Source organism: Streptomyces sp. R21, from assembly GCF_041051975.1.
In the GTDB taxonomy this organism is placed as follows: domain Bacteria; phylum Actinomycetota; class Actinomycetes; order Streptomycetales; family Streptomycetaceae; genus Streptomyces.
Window position 1 is genome coordinate 9,928,150 of sequence record NZ_CP163435.1, and the last position, 20,999, is coordinate 9,949,148.

A 20,999-nucleotide genomic window follows, 5' to 3' on the forward strand; every position below is an offset into this window, starting at 1 on the left:
TCAGTCCCCTGAAGTATCCTTCCCGCCACGCACACCGACTGGGAGGACCAGGAGAATTGACCGGCCTGTCTGCTTTCCCGCTGCCTTTTCACGCTTCCCGTTCCATATCGTTCGCGACACCCCGAACGCTGCGGGAACTTCAGATGATGCAGTGCAGCTCACTCATCCGGGCGAAGCCGGGGTGGTTCGACAAGATGAACGATGCCGACATTGTCGCCAGGTGGACGCAGGAAGCGGTCGCCCAGGGCCTCACCGAAGCGCAGGTTCGTTACGTGCTTGCCGAACTGCTCCATTACGCCGCGCTGCGGGACGGGCAAACCGGCGTCGAGGTGTCCGCCGTCGACGGAGTGTGGCAGTCGGACACACTGGTCGACGACAAGCTCAGATCCCGGTTGCGCGAGGCGGTTCAGGTTCTGGAACAGGTCCCCGAAACGGAACAGGACTGGCATCCCGGATCCGACGGTCAGGTACTGGATCTGGTTCATCCCTCACTGTTCTGCCTGGTGCGAGAGGTGAGCGGTGCGCCCGACCGGGCTTGGCTGAACCCGACGGACCGCTACTCGAAGTACGAATTCTCGGAGAAGTTCCAGTGGCTGCCCACGGACGTAGACGTCAGTGACGACGGCGATGTCGACTTCAGTTCGTACGTCAACAACGTCCACCCAGAGATTCATCGCGAACTGGCCTCCGTCCTGCCCGACTTGTTCGCGCGCATGCGCCCGCTGCTGGAGAACGTGCTCACCGATCTGCGTCATCCGCGGCCCCTGCGTATCCAGGCCGATCCTTATGGGTGGTACGACTCGGAGCCGGAGTATCCGGACAAATCTTCCTACGGCGATGATGAGGCCTACGCAGAAGCCCTCAGTGCATGGGAAGAGGCCCAGGAGAACTGGTGGGAAAACCGCCGCCCGGCCATCCCGGATGCCCCGGCCTTCACCCCGCCCGAGTTGCCCGACGAATCCGCCCGAGTCGACCTGCGCGGCCGCCGTCTCCAGGTCATCGTCAAGCTCGCCACCATTCACCTCACCCCGGATAAGCCCGAGTACCCCGGCGGTTCCTGGCATGTCGAGGGGATGATGAACGAGCGGATCGTCTCGACCGGCATCTACTACTGGGACAGCGAGAACATCACCGAAAGCCGGCTGAGTTTCCGGGCGGCACTCGACGACCCGCACTACGAACAGAACGACGACAACGGCCTGCGTGAGGTCTACGGCCTGGAGGACGAAGACGCACTGAACCAGGTGCTGGGATCGACATCGACCCCAGCGGGCCGCTGCCTGGCGTTCCCGAACATCCTGCAACACCGCGTCGGTTCATTCCGCCTCACGGACCCCACCCGCCCGGGATATCGCAAAATTCTCGCGTTCTTCCTGGTCGACCCGTCGGAACAGATCGTCTCGACATCCGATGTGCCACCGCAACAACCATGGTCCGACACCTCGACCATGACGCTGGAACAGGCCAAGAACTACCGCGAACAACTCATGCAGGAACGCAAGTTCTTCGTCAACGAACACAACGAGCAGCTCTACGAACGAGAGTTCTCCCTCTGCGAGCACTGAACCTTCTGCTGTGCGAAGGCGCGTTCCCCGAGGAGCCCGCAGCCCGGCGGGATCACGGTTGAACTCGTCGTAGTGCTCGGGCTGTTCGGGGTGGTGAGATGGAAGCAGGCCAGGGCCCAGGAGTGCGGCGATTTTGGCGGTGCTGCAGGTGAGATCGCGGAGCCGGGTCAGCGAGCGGAGTCGCACTCGCGCACCCCGCGGCGATCCGACGTCATCCCGTCGAGCGGAGCGTCACAACCGGTCACGCACTCCATATGCGGACCGTGCCGTTCCTGAGCTGCAAGAACTGCCGGGCGCTCGAGTGGTGATGTGTGGGGGAGAATCCGGGAACGGCGCCCAGCGGCTTCCCCTCGACCGGATCCCATATCGACAGGCCGGCGCCGTCGCAACTGAACAGGCGAGTGCCATCGCTGAAGAAGGGCCCGGTCGGGCCCTCGAACGCAAGGAGTTCTACGGCTGTTCCACTCTGACCGGTTCGACTCGTATCGAAGATCCGTGCCCCGGGCCGCATGACGTTGTCGTCATCGCCGATTCCCTCTATGGCGACCCGGGCGGAGTCGATCCAGGTCATGGCGTGATCCCAGTAGTACGCGCGGGCGCACACATCGACCCGGCTCGCACCGTCCTCGGACTCCCAGACGTTGCCCTCGATCCATTGGCCAAGATCCCACACTGAGGGGAAGCCGATCGGATGCCAAATCCAGCCGTCGTCCAGGATCCGCTTGCCATCAGGGCTCACATACAGTGCGCCGTGGAAGTAGTCGAGGTGATGCTCCGGCAAGGCATCTCCCTCTGCCGATACGGGGAGCGACCGATCAGTCAGCAGCAACCCCGTCTGCGCGTCCGACACATCCAGCCGGTTCCAGTCCGTGCGGTGGATCACGACGCAGAGCCCCCCAGGGCTCTGCCCGAACGCCAGCGAGAACGGCACGGTGTCTGCCCGATAATCCTGGCTGTCCAAGGCCAGCGTGACCTCGCCGGTCCGCAGGTCGATCACCTCGCCATACCGACCGTAGTCGTTGACCACCGCGGCGAACATGCCGTCGTGAGAGGCATGCAGGCGCCTGCGAAGCCGACGATCGTTCCAGGGTTCGTGGTCGGGTTCTGGCGAAACGGTTGTGGTCGCGAGAGCCTCGTGATCACCAGTTGCTACGTCCCAACGGCTGATGGTTCCGTCTTCGCCCAGCGCCAGCCACACTGGCCGCTCGCAATCGCGCACCGGCGCCAGATCGGCGACCGCTCCCAAGCGCGGTGGCACCGCCAACTCACGGATGGCGTCATAACCACCTATCACCGCTGACCCCCCGCCCCCGAAACAGAACCAACAGCATATCCAGGGGCCCGAGTTGCAGATTGTCGTGGCAATCCAACTACTCGGATCGGGGTCCCGCCACAAAGCATCATGGAGTGCACGGAGAAGAAGAAGTCTCGGCCTCGCCGTTCGTTCACTCCGGAGTTCAAGGCCGAGATCGTCGCGCTGTGCCGGCGTGGTGACCGCTCGGTCGGTCAGATCTCCCGTGCCATACGGCCAGTGTGGCAGGCCGGACGAAAGGGATCCATGCGCCGGCTCGGGGGGCTCTGTTACACCTCCGAACAGCGCTCCCCGGCACAACTCGGCCTGCCACGCGACGCGTCCGGCGCGCAGGCTGAACGCCGGTCGAAGTGCCCATTCCGCACCGAGAACTCGTTTCCTCATCAGGAGATCCACCTGTGTCCCGCTCGCGGTCGGCACGGTGGTGCCGCTGGTGCGGCGGCGCCGGGCGCCGTTTCTGAGTGCCTGCGGGGTCTCGGTGGCCACGACCGCCATGGCCGTGCATCACGCGCCGCCGCCCGATGTGCTCACGGGCAGCGGCGTGCCGAGACTGCAGGCTGCAGCGCGGGGGACTGTGCGCTCTTTGTGTTCGTCTTGTGTGTTCGTGGCGTGCCGACGCAGCCGTCCTGGTGTCGTTGCGTGCACGAGAGCCGCCTGAGGTGGCTCAGCGGTGGGCGGCACGGTTCATCTCGACGACGTCCTCCAGGGTGGCCATGGCCGGGAGGGTGGCCAAGCGCTCCGGCACGCTGTCGCGGATGCGGGCGTCCTTGACGCGGTCGGCCGCGGCCAGGGCCGCCGGCAGCTTGTCGAGGGTGAGCTCGGTGCAGTAAGCGGGGCTGTTCGGCTGCTGGCGCCAGGAGTCGGCCAGCGTGCCGGTGTCATAGGGGTCGAAGCCGGTGTCGTCCACGAGCCGCATGGCCACGCGCCGCGCCTCCTCGGAGTCGCCGGCGACGGGAATGGCGATGCGGTTGGGCGTTCCGGCCGGGACGCCCCGGGTCCGCTGGGTTTCGGCAAGGGCGGCGTTCCACGCCTTGACCACGGGGCGTCCCAGCTGCTCGGCGTTCCACACGCTCTCGACCGCGCCGTTGTCCACGGCTTCGATCTGCCCGTTGAGGTGCGGGTAGTAGTTGGAGGTGTCGACGACCACCGTCTCGGCGGGGACCGAGGCGAACAGTCCCGCCAGCTTTCCCGCCACCCCGAAGGGGATGGCCAGGACGATGACGTCCCGGCCCTGGACGGCGTCGGCGAGCTCCGCCGCGCGGGCCCCGGTCTCCAGTACTTCCGCCCGGACGGCCTCCGGGCCCCGGGCGTCGGCCACCTGGACGTCGTGCCCGGCTGCGCTGAGCTTGGCAGCGAGGTTTCCGCCGATGGCACCGGTGCCTATGACGGTAATTTTCATGATTTGTCCTTTGGGAGGTTGCGCTGTCCTTGAGGGCAGCGGGATGTGATGGCTGGGTGGTGGTGCCACCTGGCGTCGCGGCGGCGGGGCGGGGTGATTGGCGGTTTATGCCTGGGTGTCCCGCTGGCGGTAGCCGCTCGCGATGAGCGTGCGGAGCCTGTCGAGCGAATCCTCCTCGGTGCCGGTGCCCTTGATCCAGGCGATGGAGCAGGCCGCGAGGAACAAGTCGTGCCCCCGCACCGACGCGCGCACACGCCCCGCGAGCTGCGCGGCTTGAACGTACTGATCGGTGGCGGTGATGAGGATGTCGCAGGGAATCGTGAGCGGGTTGTCCGGCTCCTGCGCCCGGGCCGCGGCCATGAGCGGGTCCGGCAGCCCGCTGAAGGCGCTGAAGTACTCCTCCATCGCCCGCAGCCATTGTTCCAGCGCCTCGGCGGGGTCGCCGAGCTGATCGATGTCCGCCTGGCGGGCCACCAGTTCTTCGGAGCGCGTCTGCAGCACAGCCGCCAGCAGCGCCTCCCGGGTGGGGAAGTGCCGGTACAGGGTGGCGGGCCCGACGCCCGCCTCCTTGGCCACCGCCTCGAGGGAGGTGCCGACCCCGTGCTGCAGGAAGTGGCGCTGCGCGGTCTCCAGGAGGGCCACGCGGTTGCGCTGGACGTCCGCGCGGGGCTTGCGTCCCCGCAGTTCACCGGCGCTCATACGCCCTCCTGCCTGCCGTGATCGTACGGCCGCATCAAAACGGATGCTGCCTCCGTATGTATTCGAGAGTAAAACGGAGGCGGCATCCGGTCAAACGGGCGGCCCGACTGCGCAGCCCGGACGGCGCAGGGGGCTGCCGTGTCTGGCCGTAGAGCGCAGGGCACAAGCCGTGCGGGCTGCACCATTCCACGGTGCACTTGTCCGGCCCCTCCTGCGCCGAGCCTGGCCCGTCCCCCCGGGGCCAGGACATCAGGGGGTGAGCTGCTGGTGCCCGACGACGGAGAGCAGTTCCAGCTTGCTGTGGCTCTCCGTGCCGGGGCGAGTGGTCAGGACCACCAGAGTCTGGGCGTGGTTCTCGGTGAACAGGACCTGGGCGTCGACGTCGATGCGGCCGAGTTCGGGATGGAGGATGGTCTTGCAGCCGTCGTAGCTTCGGGCTACCTCCTGAAGTTCCCACATGCGGACGAACTCAGGGCTGTGCTCCTGGAGTTCGGCGAGGATCCGGGCGGCTCGTGGGGTGTCGCTGCCGGCTGTGAGCGCCGCCCGCAGGCGGGCTGCCTGGGCGCGGCCGTGGCGCTCGCGGCTCTCCTCGGGAACCATCAGACGTTCGGCCGGGTCCATGAACCAGCGGTAGTAGGCGCTGCGGGCCAGACCGGTGTGGCGGGTCTGGTCGCCGAGCAGCGCGACGGCCAAGGGGTTCATCGCGAGGGTGTCGACCAGATCGGTCTGCACCAGGGCCGGCGAGTCGTCCAGACGGTCCAGGACCCGCATCAGCGTCGGGCTGACGTGCTCGGAGCGGTGGAAGCGGGCCGGGGCGTTGTGGCCGATGAGGACGAAGAGATGGTCGCGTTCGTCCAGGGTCAGCCGCAGCGCCCGGGCGAGAGCCGTGGTGATCTGGACCGAGGGCTGCGGAGCACGTTGCTGTTCCAGCCGGGCGTAGTAGTCGGTGGACATGCCGGCGAGCTGCGCGACCTCCTCGCGGCGCAGCCCCTGCGTACGCCTGCGCGCCCCCTCGACCAGCCCGACGTCGCGAGGCCGCAGCGTCTCACGCCGGTAGCGCAGGAATTCCGCCAGTTCCTTCTTGTCCATGCCTCCATCCTCGCCGTATCCCGCCCGGCTATCCAGAGACCGCCGATCCATGGCTGAGCCCTCCTCTCCCACCACCGCGAAGCCGCCCGTACGGCCGACACTGAGATTGCTCCCAGAGAGATGATCCGAGGATCACTTGACCTGCATGAACCGCTGGGTACTTCGCCGGCCCTCGGCGGTGCGCCGCAGGCCGTCGGCGGGGAAGACGGCCTGCGGCGACGGCCCCGTCGACGACGCCCGACGCTTTGGACCGGCCCCGGGCCTCGTCACCCGGCCCGACCGAGACGACGATGTTCGTGGTGTGACGGGCGCTCCCGTGCCTCTCGGTACTCAGGACGGAGCCGGTCGCTCCAGTCCGACGACCGAGGTGCGGCCGAAGACGCTTCCTTACCGTTCCGTGCCCTTCGGTGAGGACCACCCCGAGGCGGTCCAGCTCGAGTTCGTCCATGATGCAGCCCAACAGGACCTGCCCCGCGTGCTGTTGTTCCGCGTCGGTCACTACAGGCCGGTCAGCTGCTGACGATCATGGCGAGGACATCGTCGTAGGAGCCGGTGGCCACCGCGTCGCGTATGAACCTGGCGCGCTCGACGACAAGTTCCTTCGCGTCGGGCTTCTCGCGCAGCAGGTCGAGGGTCTCGGCGAGGAAGTCGTCCAACGGCATGGATTGGTCGTTGTCCTGTTGGCCCAGCAGGGTCGTGCGCACGCCCGGCGGGACCACCTCGATCACCTGGACGCCGGCGTCGGCACCGGCGAGCTGGATGCGCAGGCTCTCGGAGAAGGAGTGCAGCGCGGCCTTGGTCGCGCTGTAGGTCGGGGTGATCGGGAACGGTACGAACGCCAGCGCGGAGGTGACGTTCATGACGACCGCGTCGTCCTTGCCCGCGAGCAGGGGCAGGAAGGCATACGTCATCCGGATCGTGCCGAGCAGGTTGACCGTGACGTGGTCCTCGGCGACCTGGAGGTCGGCCGGGTCGAGGAGGTTCTCCCGCAGCATGATGCCGGCGTTGTTGACCAGGACGTTCAGCCCCGGGTGGCTCGCCGCCACGGTCTCGCGGGCCCGGGCGATCGAGTCGGGGTCCGCGACATCGAGGACGAGCGCGTCGATGCCCGGATGCTCAGCCGTGATCTCGTCGAGGAGTTCCTTGCGGCGGCCGGCGACGATCACCTTGTTGCCGGCTTCGTGCAGGCGCAGGGCAAGACCGAGGCCGATGCCCGAGGTTCCGCCGGTGATCAGGACCGTGTTGCCGGTGATCTTCATGGGGGTCTTGCTCCTTCGGTACGGCGGGCCGGTGAGCGCCCGCAGCCTCGACCGTAGAGGCGCCCACGCAGGGGCGGGAGAGGAAGGTTTATCCATGGATTGGCGGTCTCTGCCTGGTGAAGTGGCCCCACCCAGCGGATCCGGCCCTGGCCGGGTCTTGCCCATCTGGCGAGTGCACGCGTCCCCTGTCGAACGCACCCCTCTTTCCTGCCGCGGCCGGGCGTACGGCCTTCCCTGCCCAGCCGTGTCTCGGAGGAGAACAGCGCGAGCAGCTCTGGCGGCCTACGGCAGCGGGGAGTTCGAGGCCGCGCAGCACGCCGTACGAGCCGGGCTGAACCACCGCCTCGCCGACGCGGACCGCCCGGACATCACGATCGGCGACCGTCGGCCGGCCATGGCGCAGGCCGCACGGGCCCGCCAGCGCAGCACCCTGGCCACCCCTACCCCGTCGACCCGGTTGCCGCCCGGGCAGGCTGACCACCCACGGCCACGGGTGCAGCATGCAGCCGGGTGTAGGTGTGCGGGCTCATGGGCTTGCCCTTCGCGATCACGATGTAGTGCGCGCCCCGGCCCAGGAGGTAGCCAATGCCGTTGTCAGCGAAGTGCACGAGGACGTCGTGGACATCTACCGCGTCTGGCGGGAACGCAATGGTGGTGAGTGCCGGGTGGCGGGCGCCCCGACAGCCTGACCCTGCGACGAACCACCGCTAGAGTCGCCCGGTGACCGCGGACGGCAAGGACGTCGAGATGAGGAGCCTGGATGATGGACCTGGAGCTTCGGCATCTACGGACCTTGTGTGCGATCGCCGACGCCGGGAGTCTGGGGCGGGCCGCGGCACTCCTGAAGTACTCGCAGCCGGCCATGAGCACCCAACTGCGGCGGATCGAGCGGCTCTTCGGTGAGGACCTGTTCGTGCGTACGGCGTCGGGAGTCGAGCCGACGCAGTATGGCCTGGAGGTCCTGACGCAGGCGCGCGACATTCTGGCCCGTGCGGATGCCATCAGGCGCCGTCCGGCGGGGGACGGCGTCGGGGCACCCCGGGTGCTGCGCCTTGCGGCGACCAACTCGCCCGTCCTGTCCGGCATGGTCGTCCGCATACGCACCCGGAGGCCTGATCTCACGTTCACGGTGAGCAGCGTCTACCCGTCGTCGGAGATTGTGGAGCACTTGGAGAAGGGCGAGCTGGACGCCGCGATCGCCGCGGACTACCCCGGAATGGAGTTGCGCCACTCCGAGGCCGTGGCGCATCGCGAGATCGTCAACGAACCCGCATTCGTGGCCTTGCCCGCCGGTCACCGGCTCAAGCACCGCATGGAAGTTCCCCTCGCCGAACTGGCCGACGAGGCCTGGTTCCTGACCCCCGACGACGGTGCCGGCTGGCCGGGCGTGTTCTACGCGGCCTGTGCGGCCGCCGGGTTCAGGCCCGCGGCCGTCCATGAGTACCTCGGTGACCGCCTCCAGCTCCAGGACATGATCGCCGAGGGACTCGGCGTCTCCATCGTCCAGGCCACCACCCGGCCGAACCAGGGCGTGATCGTCAAACCGCTGACCGGCACGCCGCTGTGGACCCGCTATCTGCTCGCCTGGCGCCGCGACCACGTCACCGACGACATCACGGAGACACTGTTCAGCTCGGCGCACGCGTCTTACCGCGACCTCATCACGCGGTCGGCGCACTTCCAGGCGTGGGCCGCGCAGACATTCCATCTGCCGCGCCCCTAGGGCCAGTTACCGCGGCGCCCGCCCCCTTCGGGAGCCAGGTCAGGCCAGCAGCTCGCCCATCCACGTCTCGATCGCCGACGCGGTGCGCGGCAGCGCCGACGACATGAGGCGGGCGCCGTCCTCCGTGACGACCAGATCGTCCTCGATGCGCACGCCGACGCCGCGCAGCTCCGGCGGCAGCGTCAGGTCGTCCGGCTGGAGGTACAGGCCCGGCTCGACGGTCAGGACGTGGCCCGCCTCCAGGACGCCGTCCAGGTACTGCTCGGCACGGGCCGCGGCGCAGTCGTGGACGTCCATGCCCAGCATGTGGCCGCTGCTGCACCACGTGTAGCGGCGGAACAGACCGCTCCCGGGCTCAAGGGCCTCGTCCGGTGTCACCGGGAGCAGGCCCCAGGAGTGCAGCCCCTCCGCGATGACCCGCATCGCAGCGAGGTGGAAGTCACGAAAGCGCGCGCCCGGCCGGACCGCCGCGATACCGGCGTCCTGCGCCGCGAGCACGAGGTCGTAGAGGTCGCGCTGCGCGGCGGTGAAGGTGCCGCTCACCGGAAGGGTGCGCGTGATGTCGGCGGTGTAGAGCGTGTCCGACTCGACGCCGGCGTCGAGCAGGAGCAGGTCACCGCGATGGACCGGACCGTCGTTGGCGATCCAGTGCAGTACGCACGCGTGCGCTCCGGCGGCGGCGATTGTCTCGTAGCCGAGGCCGTTGCCCTCGAGGCGGGCGCGCAGGCCGAAGACGCCCTCGACCCAGCGTTCGCCGCGCGGATGGCGGACGGCCTCGGGAAGTGCGCGCACGACGTCGGTGAATCCGGCCGCCGTGGCGTCCACCGCGATCTGCAGCTGCTCGACCTCCCACTCGTCCTTGACCAGGCGCATCTCGGACAGGAACGAGGCGAATTCGAGGTCGGCCTCCTCGCGGCCTGTGCCGTCGACGAGCGCGTCGATCTCCGGATCGACACCGCGCAGCAGGCGGGTCGGCCGCGCGCCGCTCAGCCGGGCGGGCACGTCGTCGAGGCCCTGGGTCGCCACGCCGAGCAGCGAAGAGGCCTCGTCGAGGGTGGCGCGGCGGCCGACCCAGATCTCGCCGTAGCGGCGGTCGCGGTAGAACTCTCCGGTGTCGCGCGGGGATCGCGGGCGGACGTGCAGCACTGATTCGTGACCGGAGGCGGTCGGTTCGAGGATCAGGACGCTGTCCGGCTCGGTTCCGCCGGTCAGGTACGAGAACGCGGTGTGCGGCCGGAACCGGTAGTCGCAGTCGTTGCTGCGCACCTTGAGGACGCCTGAGGGAACGACGAGCCGTTCGCCGGGGAAGCGCGCGGACAGCCGGTCGCGCCGCTTGGCCGCCCACGGTGCGATCGACTGCGCGGGCGGGGCGGGTCGCGGCGAAGACTCCCAGTTCCCCAGGAGGAACTCGGCGAGCGCCGGGGAGACCGGAAGGTCGTGCGAACCGGTGTGGAGCGGCTTCTTCATCGTCATGTCGGGATCGTAGGGAGCAGGGGGCCGCCCCGTCCCATACCGATTCTTGCGCCGCACGCATAACACGCGGCGGAGATCTGCTCGGCGTCCCGCTCTGAGCGTCAACTGCCGCTGCGGGCACGGATGTTATGGCCCGCCCCTCCCTTGTCGTATCCCTCAGTCCGTTGTCATTGGTCACTGTGAGTGGGACGTTCCCCCCACGCCTCGCCGATCGTGCTCGAAGCGCCCCCCACTCCCGAAGGAGCATTTGATGCGCCGTCGACCTGCCCTGCCCGGATTCCATCCCGGAAGTCCATCCAGATTCATGTCCAGACTCCTGGCCGTCAGCCTGGCGGTCAGCGCCCTGATAGCCGGCCTGCTGGCCGCGCCGGGCTTCGCAGCAGCCGGACCGAAGACCGCCACAACGGCTGCTCCCGCGGCCACCGCAGTGACCAATCCCGGGCCGCGCGCGTTGTCGCCGCTCGGCGCGAACACCGGTGCGTCCGATCGAGCAGACGTCCAGCGCGGGCGACTGGCCGCCGCCCATGTCCGGCCGCTCAGCCCACAGTTGCCGCAAACCTCCTCGAAACATGCGGCAGCCGCATCGTGCACCCCGGCCGACTTCGGCAGCCGTACCGGATCCGAACTGGTCGCGTACATCCAGGCCTCGACCACCGACTGCATCAATACGCTGTTCGCCACCACCGGCACGGACGCCCGCAACGTTTTCCGCGAGGCGCAGATGGTGACCGTCGCCCATGCCTTCCGGGACGCGTCGCAGACCTACCCCGGCGACAACTCCACCCAGGTGTGGCAGCTCGTGCTGTTCCTGCGCGCCGGCTACTACGTGCAGTACAACGACTCGGCCGACGTCGGCGACTACGGCACGACCCTGGCCACGGCCACCGAATGCGGACTGGACGCGTTCACCGGCAACTCCCACTTCATGGACGTCAGTTCGGAGCACGGCGACGTCCTGGGCGACGTCATCGTCCTGACGGACAGCGCCAACGAGCAGGCTCGCTACCTGGACACGTACAAGCGAGTGCTGAACGCCTACGACAGCTCCTACGACGCCTACTGGAGCATGGACACGGCCGTCAACGACGTCTTCACCCCGCTCTTCCGAGGCCACTTCAACCCCGCGTTCATCAGCGCAGTCACCGCCGACCCGAGCATCGTCGACACGCTGAACTCCTTCGCCCTGAACCACGTGTCGATGCTGAGCGGGACCTGGTACTTCATGGCCTCCAACGCCGGAACCGAGACGGCGCGCTTCCTCGACACGGACGGGCTCCAGGACAAGGTGCGGCCGATGGTGAAGGGCCTGCTCGAAGCCTCCTCGATCACCGGCCCGACCGCTCCGCTGTGGGTCGGCGCCGCCGAGATGACCTCCGCGCACGACGCGGCCCAGTGCTCGTACTACGACACCTGCGACCTGACGTCCAAGCTCACCGCGGCGGCACTCCCCACCACCTACAAGTGCGATGACGGGCACACTTTCCTGGCCCAGTCCCTGACCGACTCGGCGCTCGCCGAGGCCTGCAAGAGTGTGCAGGGACAGGACGCCTACTTCCACGGCATCGTCAAGGACAGCGGCCCGGTCGCCGACGACGTCAACACGAACATCCAGATCGTCGTCTTCGCGAGCCCCAGGGACTACCAGACGTACTCCGGCTGGATCTTCGGCAACAGCACCAACAACGGCGGTGAATACCTGGAGGGCAACCCCGCCGACCCCACCAACCAGGCCCGCTTCCTCGCGTACGTGAAGAGCGTGGGCGACGGCTTCCCGGCGGACATCTGGAACCTGAACCACGAGTACACCCACTACCTCGACGGCCGCTACGACACGTACGGCGACTTCTCCGCGGGCCAGACGGTCCCGGACATCTGGTGGATCGAGGGCCTCGCCGAGTACGTCTCGTACAGTTACCGGGGCGTGCCCGACACCGAGGCGCTCTCCGATGCCGGGAAGCACACCTACGCCCTGAGCACCCTGTGGCAGAGCACGTACGCCAACTCCGACCTGACCCGCACGTACCCGTGGGGCTACCTGGCCGTCCGCTACATGATCGAGAACCATCCGGATGATGTGCAGGCCATGCTCACCAAGTTCCGCACCGGCGACTACGCCGGAGCCTATGCCGTCTACAACACCGACATCGGCACCCGCTACGACGCGGACTTCGCCGTCTGGCTCGACACCTGCGCGGCCGGCGCCTGCCCTTTCCCTTCCCCTGTCACCCCGCGGCCGGACAAGGCGGCGGGGTGTCACGCATGCCGGACGTTCCACTCGCGCCACTCCTCCGAGGCGGTCTGACCGCGCTTCCGGATGCTGTTGGGTGCGAGGTCGGGGCCGCGCGCTCGTCGAGTGTGGGACCGTGGCTCACCGTGCGCCGCTACGCTCGCCTCGTGAGCGAGATCGTGGTGGTACGAGATGGCTCTGGGCCGGAGGTCCTGCTTGTGCATGGCGGTGCAGGCCCGCGGACGACGTGGGGCCCTGTCGCTCCGTTGGCCGACCGGTGGACGCTGGCATACGTCCATCGCCGTGGCTATCCGCCGAGCCCACCACCGCAGGAGCGTCAGGACTTCGCGGTGGACGCCCTGGATCTGGCACCGCTGCTCGTCGGCCGCCCGCACGTTGTCGCCCACTCCTACGGCGTCCTCGGGACGTTGATCGCAGCCGCTGCCGCGCCGGGCAGCGTGCGCTCACTCACTCTGATCGAGCCGCCGCTCAACTACCTTGTCCCCGACGATCCCGAGGTGGCACGGCTCGAGCGCCTCGGCGATACGGTCCTCGCCCACGGAATGGATACGGCCCCGACCGAACTGCGCGAGTTCCTTCAACTCACGGGTGCGCCCATCGAAGACGGCCCGCTCCCGGAGGGCGTGGTCGCCGGCGTTCGACGGGCGCACGGTGGCCGGCCGACCAGCGAGGCGCGCCCACAGCTCGACGCGATCCGTAATGCTGGCATCCCGGTGCTCGTCACGTCCGGAGACCACGCGACCGCGTTCGAGCGGATCTGCGACGCCCTGGCGGATGCGCTCAGCGGCGAGCGCAGCGTGCATCCGGGCGCAGGTCACTTCGTCGCCGCAGCACCGGGCTTCGCCGAACGGCTTGAGACCTTCCTGTGCAAGAACGTCGCGTGACGAGCTTCTTCCACGAGGAGAGGGTGGCGGCGAGGGGGAGGAACGCGGGGAGTCAGTTGGCCGTGTGCCCGTAGCAGACGGCCAACCGGGCGGTAGGCGGCGGTAGTGCGTTCGATTCCCACCTAGAGCCCCGCCGTAACGTGGGCAAGGCCGCCAAGCGCCCGACAGCCTCGACGCATGGCCGCCCGGAAGGACAAGGACCAAGCTGAGTTAGGCGGTCTCGCCAGCAGTGAGTGCTTGGAGAGCGAGGAGAATCCGCAACCGCGCAGTGGGATTGCGTTCGATGACGCGGTCCGTGGGCAGGACGATCCATTCGGCGAGGGTCGCGGTAAGTGAAGGATGCGACGGTCTCGCGGGGCAGGAGGTTGGTCGCCATGACGCGAGTGATGACCCTCCGGCGACCGTCCACCTCGACGATGACGACGAGGGCACCGGCGAATGACGCGGCGTTAGGGCGCGTATCGGGTCGTGATCAATGATCACCGCAGCTTCCGGGGCGGGTGCCCGTCTGGACACGGTGCCCGGCGATCCGCGGCCGCGCCGTGCGGGCGCGAGTGACCCAAAGCCCTACCCCGCGCAGGCAGCGGGGCCGAGGACCTCGGCCGCGTGCCCGCCGGGACGGTGCGTCAGACCATTGCGAGCCGGTCCACCAGCAGCTCCACCCGCTGCTCGGTGTCCTTCGGCGGCAGCCGTCCCGACCGGGTCAGGGTCGCCACCCCGTGCAGGGACGCCCAGAACACCTCGGTGTACAATCCCGGGTCGACGCCGTCCCCGGCGACCTCGCCGAGGCACTCCAGCAGCGCGGCGAAAGCGTCCTTGAGCGGTTCCGGGGTGTCCTCCTGTGCATACGGGAGACCGCCGTCGAGCTGGAAGATGGCGTCGTAGACCGCCGGGTTGCGTGCGGCGAAGTCGAGGTAGGCGCGGGCGAGGGCGTACACCCGCTCGCGCGGGCCGTCCGCGGCGGCGGTCGCGGCGCGCACCGCCGCGGCCAGCTCGGTGGCGCCCTCCAGGGCGACGGCGCCGATGATCTCCCGTTTGCCGCGGAAGTGGCTGTAGAGGACGGGCTGGCTGTACTCGATGCGTTCGGCGAGCCGGCGCGTGGTGACCGCGTCCCAGCCCTGCTGCTCGGCGAGTTCACGGGCCGTCGCCACGATGAGGCGCTCGCGCTCCGCCCGTTCGCGCTGTTTGCGTTCCTGTACCGACATGATTCGATCCTAGCATCGCTAGACAAGAGAGCGGCAGCAGTACTAGCGTTGCCTCAACACCTAGCGATGCTAGATATCTAAGAGGGGTCGTCATGCTCAACGCACTCGAGGTCGTCACCACCGTGGTCGTGGGCGTGATGGTGGGGGTGGAGTTCTCCGTCGCCTTCGTCATGAACCCGATCCTCAACGCACTCCCCGAGGACAGCGGCCAACTCGGCCACGCCCACGGGGGCCGGATGCTCGGCGCCGTGATGCCGGTCTGGTACATCGGCTCGCTCGTCCTCGTCGCGGTCTGGGCCGTCGCCGGACGGCACCACCACGGCACCGGCCTCGTCGTCACCGCCGGCGCGCTGCTGCTCCTCAGCGTGGTCATGTCGATCCTGCTGCTCGTCCCGATCAACAACCGGAACAAGACCTGGACCCCTGACAACCGGCCCGCCGACTGGAAGCAGCAGATGAACCGCTGGGACCGCTACCACTACGTCCGCGTCGCCGTCATCATCGCCGCCTTCACCCTGCTCGTCGCCGCCCTCGCCTGAGCCACCCACCATTCACTGACCGATAGCGGAGAGGAAGTCACCGAGAATGGCCAAGCTGCAGAGTCTCGACCCGCACACGCCGATGTTCGCGCAGTTCAAGGAGAAGACCGGACCCATCGTCCTGGCCAACACGTTCTTCGTCCCGATGGAGAGGACTGAAGCGTTCCTGGCCCTCTTTCGGAGGCAGGCGGAGTTCATGAAGGCTCAGCGGGGATTCGTCTCCCTGCAGATGCACAAGGGAACGGCGGACAGTCAGCTTCTGATGAACGTCGCGGTCTGGGAGTCGACCGAGGCGCTCGCCACGGCACTCGGCAGCCCGGAGTTCCAGCGCATGGCTGCTGAGTTCCCCGACGACATCGTGTCGTACCCGCACATCTTCGAGCAGATCGACGTGTGACACAGCAGCTGTAGCAGCACGGGTGCTACAGCCGTTGTCGCCCAGCACAGGGTCCGGGCGGGTGCGCGGCCGGCCCGAACTGCTGTGGCCGCCGCTCCTGCCCGGTCGCTCCGGAGGCGGACGTAGTCCTGCGTATACAGGCCCAGCCCGCGCGCGTTGAGGTCACGCTGGCCAGGCTGGACACTGCGGTCCCGGCGTGGGTGGCCACCGCCGGAGCCGACGAGCGGGACACCCCGTGGCGACCTTCGCCGATCGCCGGGCAGTCCGGCTCGAATACTTCGACGACGAGGAGGCCACCCTCCTTCCGCTCGCGGCCGAGCACCTCACCGAAAAGGAATGGGCCTCCCTGGGCGACCACCTGATGCCCAACACGCCCGAGCTCACCCAGCTCACCCTCTACGGCCTCGTCCTGGAGGACGCGAACCTGGCCGAGCGCGCCACGCTCCCGTCCGCCCCCCGCCGCCGCCCGACCACGCCCCGTACGACTCACCGGGCTCCACCAAGCTGACGAACACTCGCAAGGAGAAGAACAATGCCGCTGAAGAAGATCAATACCGTCCTGGCCGCCGCCTTTATCCTCTTCATCCTCTGGTTCGGGACGGAGTTCATCCTGAGCCCGGAGACGACGGCGCCGGGCTTCGGCCTGCCGAGCTGGCCGTCCGGCGACGGCGGAGGCTTCCTGATCATCAAGGGAATCCGCGACGTCGTCATGGCCCTGGGCCTGGGCATCCTGCTGGTGACGGGCCACCGCCGGGCGCTGGGCTGGGTGCTGATGGTCGAGGCACTCGCCGCGTACGGCGACATGACCACCGTGCTGGCCCACCACGGCTCCGTGGCCACCGCGCTCGGCGTCCACGGCCTGACAGCGACGCTGATGGTGGTCAACGGCCTGCTGCTGATGCGCGAGACGCGCAAGGTCGCGGCCGCTCCGGCAACGCTCGCCCCGCAGCCTGCCTGACCCCATCGGTCCAAGGTGGCCCGGACCCCGGCCGGGCCACCTTGGCGCGCGCCGGTATACGTGCCCGACTGCGCACGACCCTCGCCCAGTTGCGCAGGCAGATTGCGCAACGCCCAGCCGAGGCTGCGCAATCGGCCTGCGCGACCACCTGCGCGCAGCTGCCGGGAGGCATGGTCGGCCCGGCCAGGGCAGCTCAGTGAGCAGTTGCCGCATCGTACCGGTGGTCGGGAGGTGTGACAGAACCACGGCGATGGTCCATCTGTGCAGAACATTTCCGCGGGTGCGGGGACGAAATGTTGGTGCGGTCGCCCAGAGGCTCCAGACCGGAATACCCCCACAGGTGCGGGGCCGACCATCGAGTGGACGGAAGAACGGTGAAATCGAAAGGAACAATCTCGTGCACGCGGCTGTGCCTGGCCGCCGTGCGTGCGGCGGCCGCCGACGCGGACGGTTCGCGCGGGCACGATCTCACGCTGTACGAGGCCGCGTTCCTGTCCGGCGGCCCGGCCCGGGTCGCCGATCTGACACTGGTGTCGATGGCCCAGCAGCACCGGCTGCTGCTCGCGCACACCGGCTGGTCGACGGTCGTGGACCCGCGCGGGCGCGACGACATCACTCGGTCCCGGGCCGGTGCGCCCATTCCTGGTCGAGGATGCTGAAGACTTCGGAGTCACGCCAGCCGTCCCGGATCCGCGCGGTGTGCCGGTGTCGGCCCTCGTGGGTCATGCCGAGCTTGCCCAGCACCCGGGCCGATGCGACGTTGCGAGGATCGCAGGTCGCGTAGATCCGGTGCAGTCCTATCAGCCCAAACCCTCTGCCGAGAAGTTCCCCGCCGATGGCTGTGCCCACGCCTCGACCCCACACCCGAGGATGGACGAGATAGGAGATCTCGCCCTGGCGGTGTGCCAGGCTACGGACCTTCAGCTCGCCGATACCGACGAGTTCACCGTCAAGGCAGGCCGCATACACGAATCTCGTCTGCGGGGACTGCAACCGGGCATCCACCGCGCCTTGGACGAAGTCCCGCGTCTGTTCCTCGGTGTTCGGCCCCCACGCCTGGTAGCGGCAAGCCTCCGGCAGGCTGGCGAAGGCATGTACAGCGTGACAGTCACCGACAACGAGCTCGCGCATAGTCACCGAGGTTTTGATCACGAGCCGATCCTGTCAGGCCAGCATCGCCAAATACCATCACTCAAGTCGCGGGGCTCCTACACGATCAAGATCGCGTCATTATCGTGCGTCTACTCGTTAGAGAAGGACCAGCGGCCCTGCCGTTCGGGATCGAAGCCGCGGATGTCCTTGAGCTGTGCGGACTGGTGCCCGTAGGTGATGCTCGTCCTTCAGACATGCCGGTAGGCGTCGCGGCGTTCCTGCAACGCCCCGTTGTAGAGCGAGCAGTGATCGCGCAGCATCTCGCCGAGGGCCTGCACCTGGCGGATGGTGGGCCGCAGGAGGAACTTGTACGCACGGATCATCCGGCCCACCCCCCTTCATTCCCTGTGTGATCAACCTAGCGGAGGCCACTGACAACGCAGCGAACTCCGGCGCTTCGCGCCTCCGGGCCTAGGATGCGTTTCCCTCCCCGGCTGAAGCCGGGGATACCCACGCAAGATCAGGGATGGGCCGCGGCGCGAAAGACGTACGCCGTCATCGGGGCGGCGACCGGCCCAGGGCCCAGACGGGCCGTCATTTCCTCGATGACGGTGGCCCGGACGGCGGGTCCGTTGCCGCGCTCCTCAACGGCCATGCACACCGGTGTCCCGGTGAGGTATCCGGTGGCAAGGTCGGCGGTCGACGCGGCGCGGCCCTGAAGCGTCAGCTCCTGCTCCTCCTCGATGGTGAACCCGGCGGCCGTCAGATCAGCAGTCACGACAGCGGGGTCGGCGTAGCCGTGCGGAACCGTCGGGAAGAACTGCGGCGGGTTGACCGGGAAGGCCCGCTCCAGCCCGGCCTGCAGCGCGACTTCGAAGGCATGCGTCTCGAGCGGGGCCCAGGTGTTGAACAGGAACCGGCCGCCCGGGGCCAGCACCCGGTGGATTTCGGTGAAGGCCTCGATGTGGTCGGGAAAGAACATCACGCCGAACTGGCAGATCACCAGGTCGAAGCCTCCGTCCGGGAACGGCAGCCGCTGTGCGTCGGCTTGCCGCCACACCGCGCCCGGGGCCCGGGTGGACCCGAGAGCGACCATGGCCTCGTTCAGGTCGGTGGCCGTCACCTCGGCCGAGGGTGCCGCTGCGAGCAGGCGCGACGTCAACACGCCAGTCCCCGCTGCCAGTTCGAGGACGCGCCTGGGGTGAAGTGTCGTCGCCCGGGCGGTCAGGTCCTCGGCGAAGGGCCGGAAGACCACCGGCACGAGGTACTGCTCATAGGCCGCCGGCATGGACTCGGACCACCGCCGGTCGGCATTGATTCCTGTCATCCTCGTGACGATAGTGCCGGACGAGCCCGCCGAATGGGACGCTCAGCGAGAGCGGCGGGCACAGTTGCTGCCCGACCTGCACGGGGCCGTCAGCACATTCGCCGCAGCGGCCGGAGCGGTCGGCGGTCTCTTAAAAGTGGCTCTGTCCCTCGTTGTGCGGAGCCGTGACGCTGAGCGGCTGAACTGGCCCTCCGTATCTGGTCGTTGAGATCAGGGGCTCATGCGCGGGCGTACTGCGGTGTCGGGAGTGCACTCGATGCTCTGCGTCTGCGTGGTCCGGGGCGCCGACAGTATCCCCACCCTCAGGCGGTATGAACGACGTGCGGATGCCCCTGACGAAGCTGCCGTTCCCGTTCGTCCCGGGCGTGGCGACCACGAGGGTCGTGAGAGCCAACGGAGTGCTGCGAATCGAGGCGCAGGCAACCGCCTTCAGAGCTCAATGTCCGGACTGCGGCCGCTGGACCGAAGGATTACGCACGGTGCTCAGCGAAGATCGGCCTCGCACTGGCCGGCCGAGCCGGATCCCGGCTGGCCCACCGACTGGGCATCACGGTCAGCAAGAACACCGTGCTCCGCATGGTCATGGAGGTGCCGCTGCCAGCGATCGCAACGCCGCGGGTGCTCGGCATCGACGAGGTCGCCCTGCGCAAGGGACACATCTACGGCACGATCCTGGTCGACATCGACACTCGCCGACCGATCGATTTACTGCCCGACCGGACTGTGCCTACCGTGACTTCGTGGCTTGCGGAACATCCCGTAGGGCCTGCTGTGAAAGTGCCGACGGGCCGGACGAGGTGATGCCCAGGTCCGGCCCGTCGGCCGCTCGTCTCTACAGGTCGAGTTGGTACTGCAATGTCGTGTGTGTGGTCAGGTAGCCGAGGCTGTCGCTGATGTGTCTCATGTGCGTGTTGCTGTCGGCGGTGTCGGTCAGGAGGCCGCCGAGGTCTGGGTAGCTCCCGTGGGCTTGTCGGATCGACTCGGCCTTCATCCATCGGCCGAGGTTGTGTCCGCGGTGCTCGGGCAGCACGCCGGTGCCGTAGTGCTGGCCATCGCCCGTGCCGTTGCCGGGGACGACGAGTTCTGTGAACCCGGCGATCGAGTCGTCGGTCGTATCGATGGCGACGACCGTGTGCAGCTGGTCGCCGCGGTCTTGAACGGCCTTCGCCGCGGCCCGGACCCGGTCCACGTCCCAGGCCACGGTGCCGTAGTCGGTGTCTTCCATGGGCATGTCGTCCATGGCGCGGCGTGAGGCGGCGAACGTCTGGGCGAGGTCGTCGGGGACGGTTCCTTGCCATGACGCCAGACGGTAGCCGGGATGCGGACGCTCGATGATCTTGGTGAGAGCGGTGAGGTCCACGTCGGCCAGTTGCAAGCGGGCGAACCTCAGGGTGAGGACCTTGCGGAAGCCGCGGGCCGACAGGAAGCGGTCGCCGGGTGATCCGGCCTCGGCCTGCGCGCTGACGCAGCGTCGGGAGTTGTCCCGGGCGGCGGTCACGGCGGTGTCGAGGAGTCGGGAGCCGACGCCTTGGCGGCGCTCCACGGGATGGATGTGGAGGGTCAGTTCGGCCAGGTGCTGTTGTCCGCCATCGAACAGGCGCAGAAAGGCCGTTCCGACGGGGCTGGAATCGGCGTCGGACGCCAGCCATGCCAGGCGTCGGCTGTGCGCCCCGTGAGCGGGGTCGGTCAGTGGGGTGATGCGGAGCGACAAGGTGTCTCCGTCGTGAGGAGGTGGCAAAGGTCAGTACGCGGGCTCAACTGCTGGGCACTCGTGCGCATGTGCTCCACACCTCCTCGTCGACAGCACCGGTCCAGAACGAGATGGCCGGC

The 20,999-nt window shown here is 68.2% G+C and carries 19 protein-coding genes and 3 pseudogenes; 11 read left to right on the forward strand and 11 right to left on the reverse strand.

From position 1 onward, the window contains the following. The first annotated feature begins 38 nt into the window (after positions 1-38). Complete coding sequence (locus AB5J56_RS44495; protein WP_369243159.1) at positions 39-1,565, forward strand: DUF4246 domain-containing protein; 1,527 nt, start codon at positions 39-41, stop codon at positions 1,563-1,565. 241 nt (positions 1,566-1,806) lie between these two features. Here AB5J56_RS44495 and AB5J56_RS44500 read toward each other — a convergent pair whose 3' ends face one another. Beyond that, entirely contained in the window at positions 1,807-2,811 is a 1,005-nt protein-coding gene (locus AB5J56_RS44500) for a hypothetical protein (RefSeq protein WP_369242145.1), read from the reverse strand. A 481-nt stretch (positions 2,812-3,292) separates the two neighbouring features. Here AB5J56_RS44500 and AB5J56_RS44505 point away from each other — a divergent pair. Beyond that, positions 3,293-3,412 (forward strand): annotated as a pseudogene (locus AB5J56_RS44505) (sensor histidine kinase); the annotation flags it as partial. 129 nt (positions 3,413-3,541) lie between these two features. On the opposite strand, the gene AB5J56_RS44510 reads toward AB5J56_RS44505, so the two are convergent. The 4 genes from AB5J56_RS44510 to AB5J56_RS44525 all read right to left on the reverse strand — a co-directional run bounded on the left by AB5J56_RS44510 (position 3,542) and on the right by AB5J56_RS44525 (position 7,323). Beyond that, positions 3,542-4,276 (reverse strand): NADPH-dependent F420 reductase, encoded by a 735-nt coding sequence (locus tag AB5J56_RS44510; RefSeq protein WP_369242147.1) that lies wholly within the window; start codon positions 4,274-4,276, stop codon positions 3,542-3,544. 105 nt (positions 4,277-4,381) lie between these two features. Then, positions 4,382-4,975 carry a TetR/AcrR family transcriptional regulator gene (locus tag AB5J56_RS44515; protein ID WP_369242149.1) on the reverse strand — a complete coding sequence of 198 codons (594 nt, stop codon included), beginning with the start codon at positions 4,973-4,975 and terminating at the stop codon, positions 4,382-4,384. Positions 4,976-5,224: 249 nt separating this feature from the next. Further along, a complete protein-coding gene (locus tag AB5J56_RS44520) occupies positions 5,225-6,064 on the reverse strand; it encodes a helix-turn-helix transcriptional regulator (protein WP_369242151.1) in 840 nt (279 codons plus the stop codon). Between the two features lie 509 nt (positions 6,065-6,573). Then, a complete protein-coding gene (locus AB5J56_RS44525; RefSeq protein WP_369242153.1) occupies positions 6,574-7,323 on the reverse strand; it encodes an SDR family oxidoreductase in 750 nt (249 codons plus the stop codon). Positions 7,324-8,086: 763 nt separating this feature from the next. Between AB5J56_RS44525 and AB5J56_RS44530 the strand changes: the two genes are divergently transcribed. Further along, positions 8,087-9,046, forward strand: coding sequence for a LysR family transcriptional regulator (locus AB5J56_RS44530; protein ID WP_369243161.1), 960 nt, complete (start codon positions 8,087-8,089; stop codon positions 9,044-9,046). Between the two features lie 39 nt (positions 9,047-9,085). Here AB5J56_RS44530 and AB5J56_RS44535 read toward each other — a convergent pair whose 3' ends face one another. Continuing rightward, a complete protein-coding gene (locus tag AB5J56_RS44535; protein WP_369242155.1) occupies positions 9,086-10,519 on the reverse strand; it encodes an aminopeptidase P family protein in 1,434 nt (477 codons plus the stop codon). 304 nt (positions 10,520-10,823) lie between these two features. Here AB5J56_RS44535 and AB5J56_RS44540 point away from each other — a divergent pair, with 304 nt between their 5' ends. Both AB5J56_RS44540 and AB5J56_RS44545 read left to right on the forward strand, forming a co-directional pair. Further along, the gene (locus AB5J56_RS44540) at positions 10,824-12,821 is read left to right on the forward strand and encodes a collagenase (RefSeq protein WP_369242157.1); all 1,998 of its coding nucleotides are present in this window, start codon (positions 10,824-10,826) and stop codon (positions 12,819-12,821) included. Positions 12,822-12,913: 92 nt separating this feature from the next. Continuing rightward, a complete protein-coding gene (locus AB5J56_RS44545; RefSeq protein WP_369242159.1) occupies positions 12,914-13,651 on the forward strand; it encodes an alpha/beta fold hydrolase in 738 nt (245 codons plus the stop codon). A 626-nt stretch (positions 13,652-14,277) separates the two neighbouring features. Here AB5J56_RS44545 and AB5J56_RS44550 read toward each other — a convergent pair. Beyond that, positions 14,278-14,856 carry a TetR/AcrR family transcriptional regulator gene (locus tag AB5J56_RS44550; RefSeq protein WP_369242161.1) on the reverse strand — a complete coding sequence of 193 codons (579 nt, stop codon included), beginning with the start codon at positions 14,854-14,856 and terminating at the stop codon, positions 14,278-14,280. A 92-nt stretch (positions 14,857-14,948) separates the two neighbouring features. On the opposite strand from AB5J56_RS44550, the gene AB5J56_RS44555 reads away from it, so the two are divergent. The 5 genes and pseudogenes from AB5J56_RS44555 to AB5J56_RS44575 form a co-directional block, all read left to right on the forward strand. Further along, positions 14,949-15,395 (forward strand): anthrone oxygenase family protein, encoded by a 447-nt coding sequence (locus AB5J56_RS44555; protein WP_369242163.1) that lies wholly within the window; start codon positions 14,949-14,951, stop codon positions 15,393-15,395. A gap of 46 nt (positions 15,396-15,441) precedes the next feature. Then, positions 15,442-15,792 (forward strand): antibiotic biosynthesis monooxygenase, encoded by a 351-nt coding sequence (locus AB5J56_RS44560; protein WP_369242165.1) that lies wholly within the window; start codon positions 15,442-15,444, stop codon positions 15,790-15,792. Positions 15,793-16,027: 235 nt separating this feature from the next. After that, positions 16,028-16,300: a hypothetical protein gene (locus AB5J56_RS44565; RefSeq protein ID WP_369242167.1), complete on the forward strand. Its 273-nt coding sequence runs from the start codon at positions 16,028-16,030 to the stop codon at positions 16,298-16,300. A gap of 24 nt (positions 16,301-16,324) precedes the next feature. Next, on the forward strand, positions 16,325-16,750 hold the full coding sequence (locus AB5J56_RS44570) for a DUF4267 domain-containing protein (RefSeq protein ID WP_369242169.1): 426 nt from the start codon (positions 16,325-16,327) through the stop codon (positions 16,748-16,750). Positions 16,751-17,109: 359 nt separating this feature from the next. Then, positions 17,110-17,373: pseudogene (locus AB5J56_RS44575) on the forward strand (TIGR04222 domain-containing membrane protein); the annotation flags it as partial. On the opposite strand, the gene AB5J56_RS44580 reads toward AB5J56_RS44575, so the two are convergent. The 3 genes and pseudogenes from AB5J56_RS44580 to AB5J56_RS44590 all read right to left on the reverse strand — a co-directional run bounded on the left by AB5J56_RS44580 (position 17,363) and on the right by AB5J56_RS44590 (position 19,169). Beyond that, positions 17,363-17,902 carry a GNAT family N-acetyltransferase gene (locus AB5J56_RS44580; RefSeq protein WP_369242171.1) on the reverse strand — a complete coding sequence of 180 codons (540 nt, stop codon included), beginning with the start codon at positions 17,900-17,902 and terminating at the stop codon, positions 17,363-17,365. The pseudogene AB5J56_RS44575 and the gene AB5J56_RS44580 overlap by 11 nt on opposite strands. Positions 17,903-17,994: 92 nt before the next feature. Continuing rightward, positions 17,995-18,225: pseudogene (locus AB5J56_RS44585) on the reverse strand (helix-turn-helix domain-containing protein); the annotation flags it as partial. 137 nt (positions 18,226-18,362) lie between these two features. Further along, positions 18,363-19,169, reverse strand: coding sequence for a class I SAM-dependent methyltransferase (locus AB5J56_RS44590; protein WP_369242173.1), 807 nt, complete (start codon positions 19,167-19,169; stop codon positions 18,363-18,365). Positions 19,170-19,745: 576 nt separating this feature from the next. Here AB5J56_RS44590 and AB5J56_RS44595 point away from each other — a divergent pair. Then, positions 19,746-19,970, forward strand: a complete 225-nt coding sequence (locus tag AB5J56_RS44595) for a transposase (protein WP_369242175.1) — start codon at positions 19,746-19,748, stop codon at positions 19,968-19,970. Positions 19,971-20,001: 31 nt separating this feature from the next. On the opposite strand, the gene AB5J56_RS44600 is transcribed toward AB5J56_RS44595, so the two are convergent. Beyond that, positions 20,002-20,880, reverse strand: a complete 879-nt coding sequence (locus tag AB5J56_RS44600; protein ID WP_369242177.1) for an N-acetyltransferase family protein — start codon at positions 20,878-20,880, stop codon at positions 20,002-20,004. Positions 20,881-20,999 lie beyond the last annotated feature (119 nt).

Coding starts and splice junctions, on each gene's coding strand:
- AB5J56_RS44535 (WP_369242155.1), bottom strand. CDS start 10,519: ATGACGATGAAGAAGCCGCTCCACACCGGTTCGCACGACCTTCCGGTC.
- AB5J56_RS44530 (WP_369243161.1), top strand. CDS start 8,087: ATGGACCTGGAGCTTCGGCATCTACGGACCTTGTGTGCGATCGCCGAC.
- AB5J56_RS44520 (WP_369242151.1), bottom strand. CDS start 6,064: ATGGACAAGAAGGAACTGGCGGAATTCCTGCGCTACCGGCGTGAGACG.
- AB5J56_RS44570 (WP_369242169.1), top strand. CDS start 16,325: ATGCCGCTGAAGAAGATCAATACCGTCCTGGCCGCCGCCTTTATCCTC.
- AB5J56_RS44555 (WP_369242163.1), top strand. CDS start 14,949: ATGCTCAACGCACTCGAGGTCGTCACCACCGTGGTCGTGGGCGTGATG.
- AB5J56_RS44515 (WP_369242149.1), bottom strand. CDS start 4,975: ATGAGCGCCGGTGAACTGCGGGGACGCAAGCCCCGCGCGGACGTCCAG.
- AB5J56_RS44550 (WP_369242161.1), bottom strand. CDS start 14,856: ATGTCGGTACAGGAACGCAAACAGCGCGAACGGGCGGAGCGCGAGCGC.
- AB5J56_RS44595 (WP_369242175.1), top strand. CDS start 19,746: ATGGTCATGGAGGTGCCGCTGCCAGCGATCGCAACGCCGCGGGTGCTC.
- AB5J56_RS44590 (WP_369242173.1), bottom strand. CDS start 19,169: ATGACAGGAATCAATGCCGACCGGCGGTGGTCCGAGTCCATGCCGGCG.
- AB5J56_RS44540 (WP_369242157.1), top strand. CDS start 10,824: ATGTCCAGACTCCTGGCCGTCAGCCTGGCGGTCAGCGCCCTGATAGCC.
- AB5J56_RS44560 (WP_369242165.1), top strand. CDS start 15,442: ATGGCCAAGCTGCAGAGTCTCGACCCGCACACGCCGATGTTCGCGCAG.
- AB5J56_RS44510 (WP_369242147.1), bottom strand. CDS start 4,276: ATGAAAATTACCGTCATAGGCACCGGTGCCATCGGCGGAAACCTCGCT.
- AB5J56_RS44525 (WP_369242153.1), bottom strand. CDS start 7,323: ATGAAGATCACCGGCAACACGGTCCTGATCACCGGCGGAACCTCGGGC.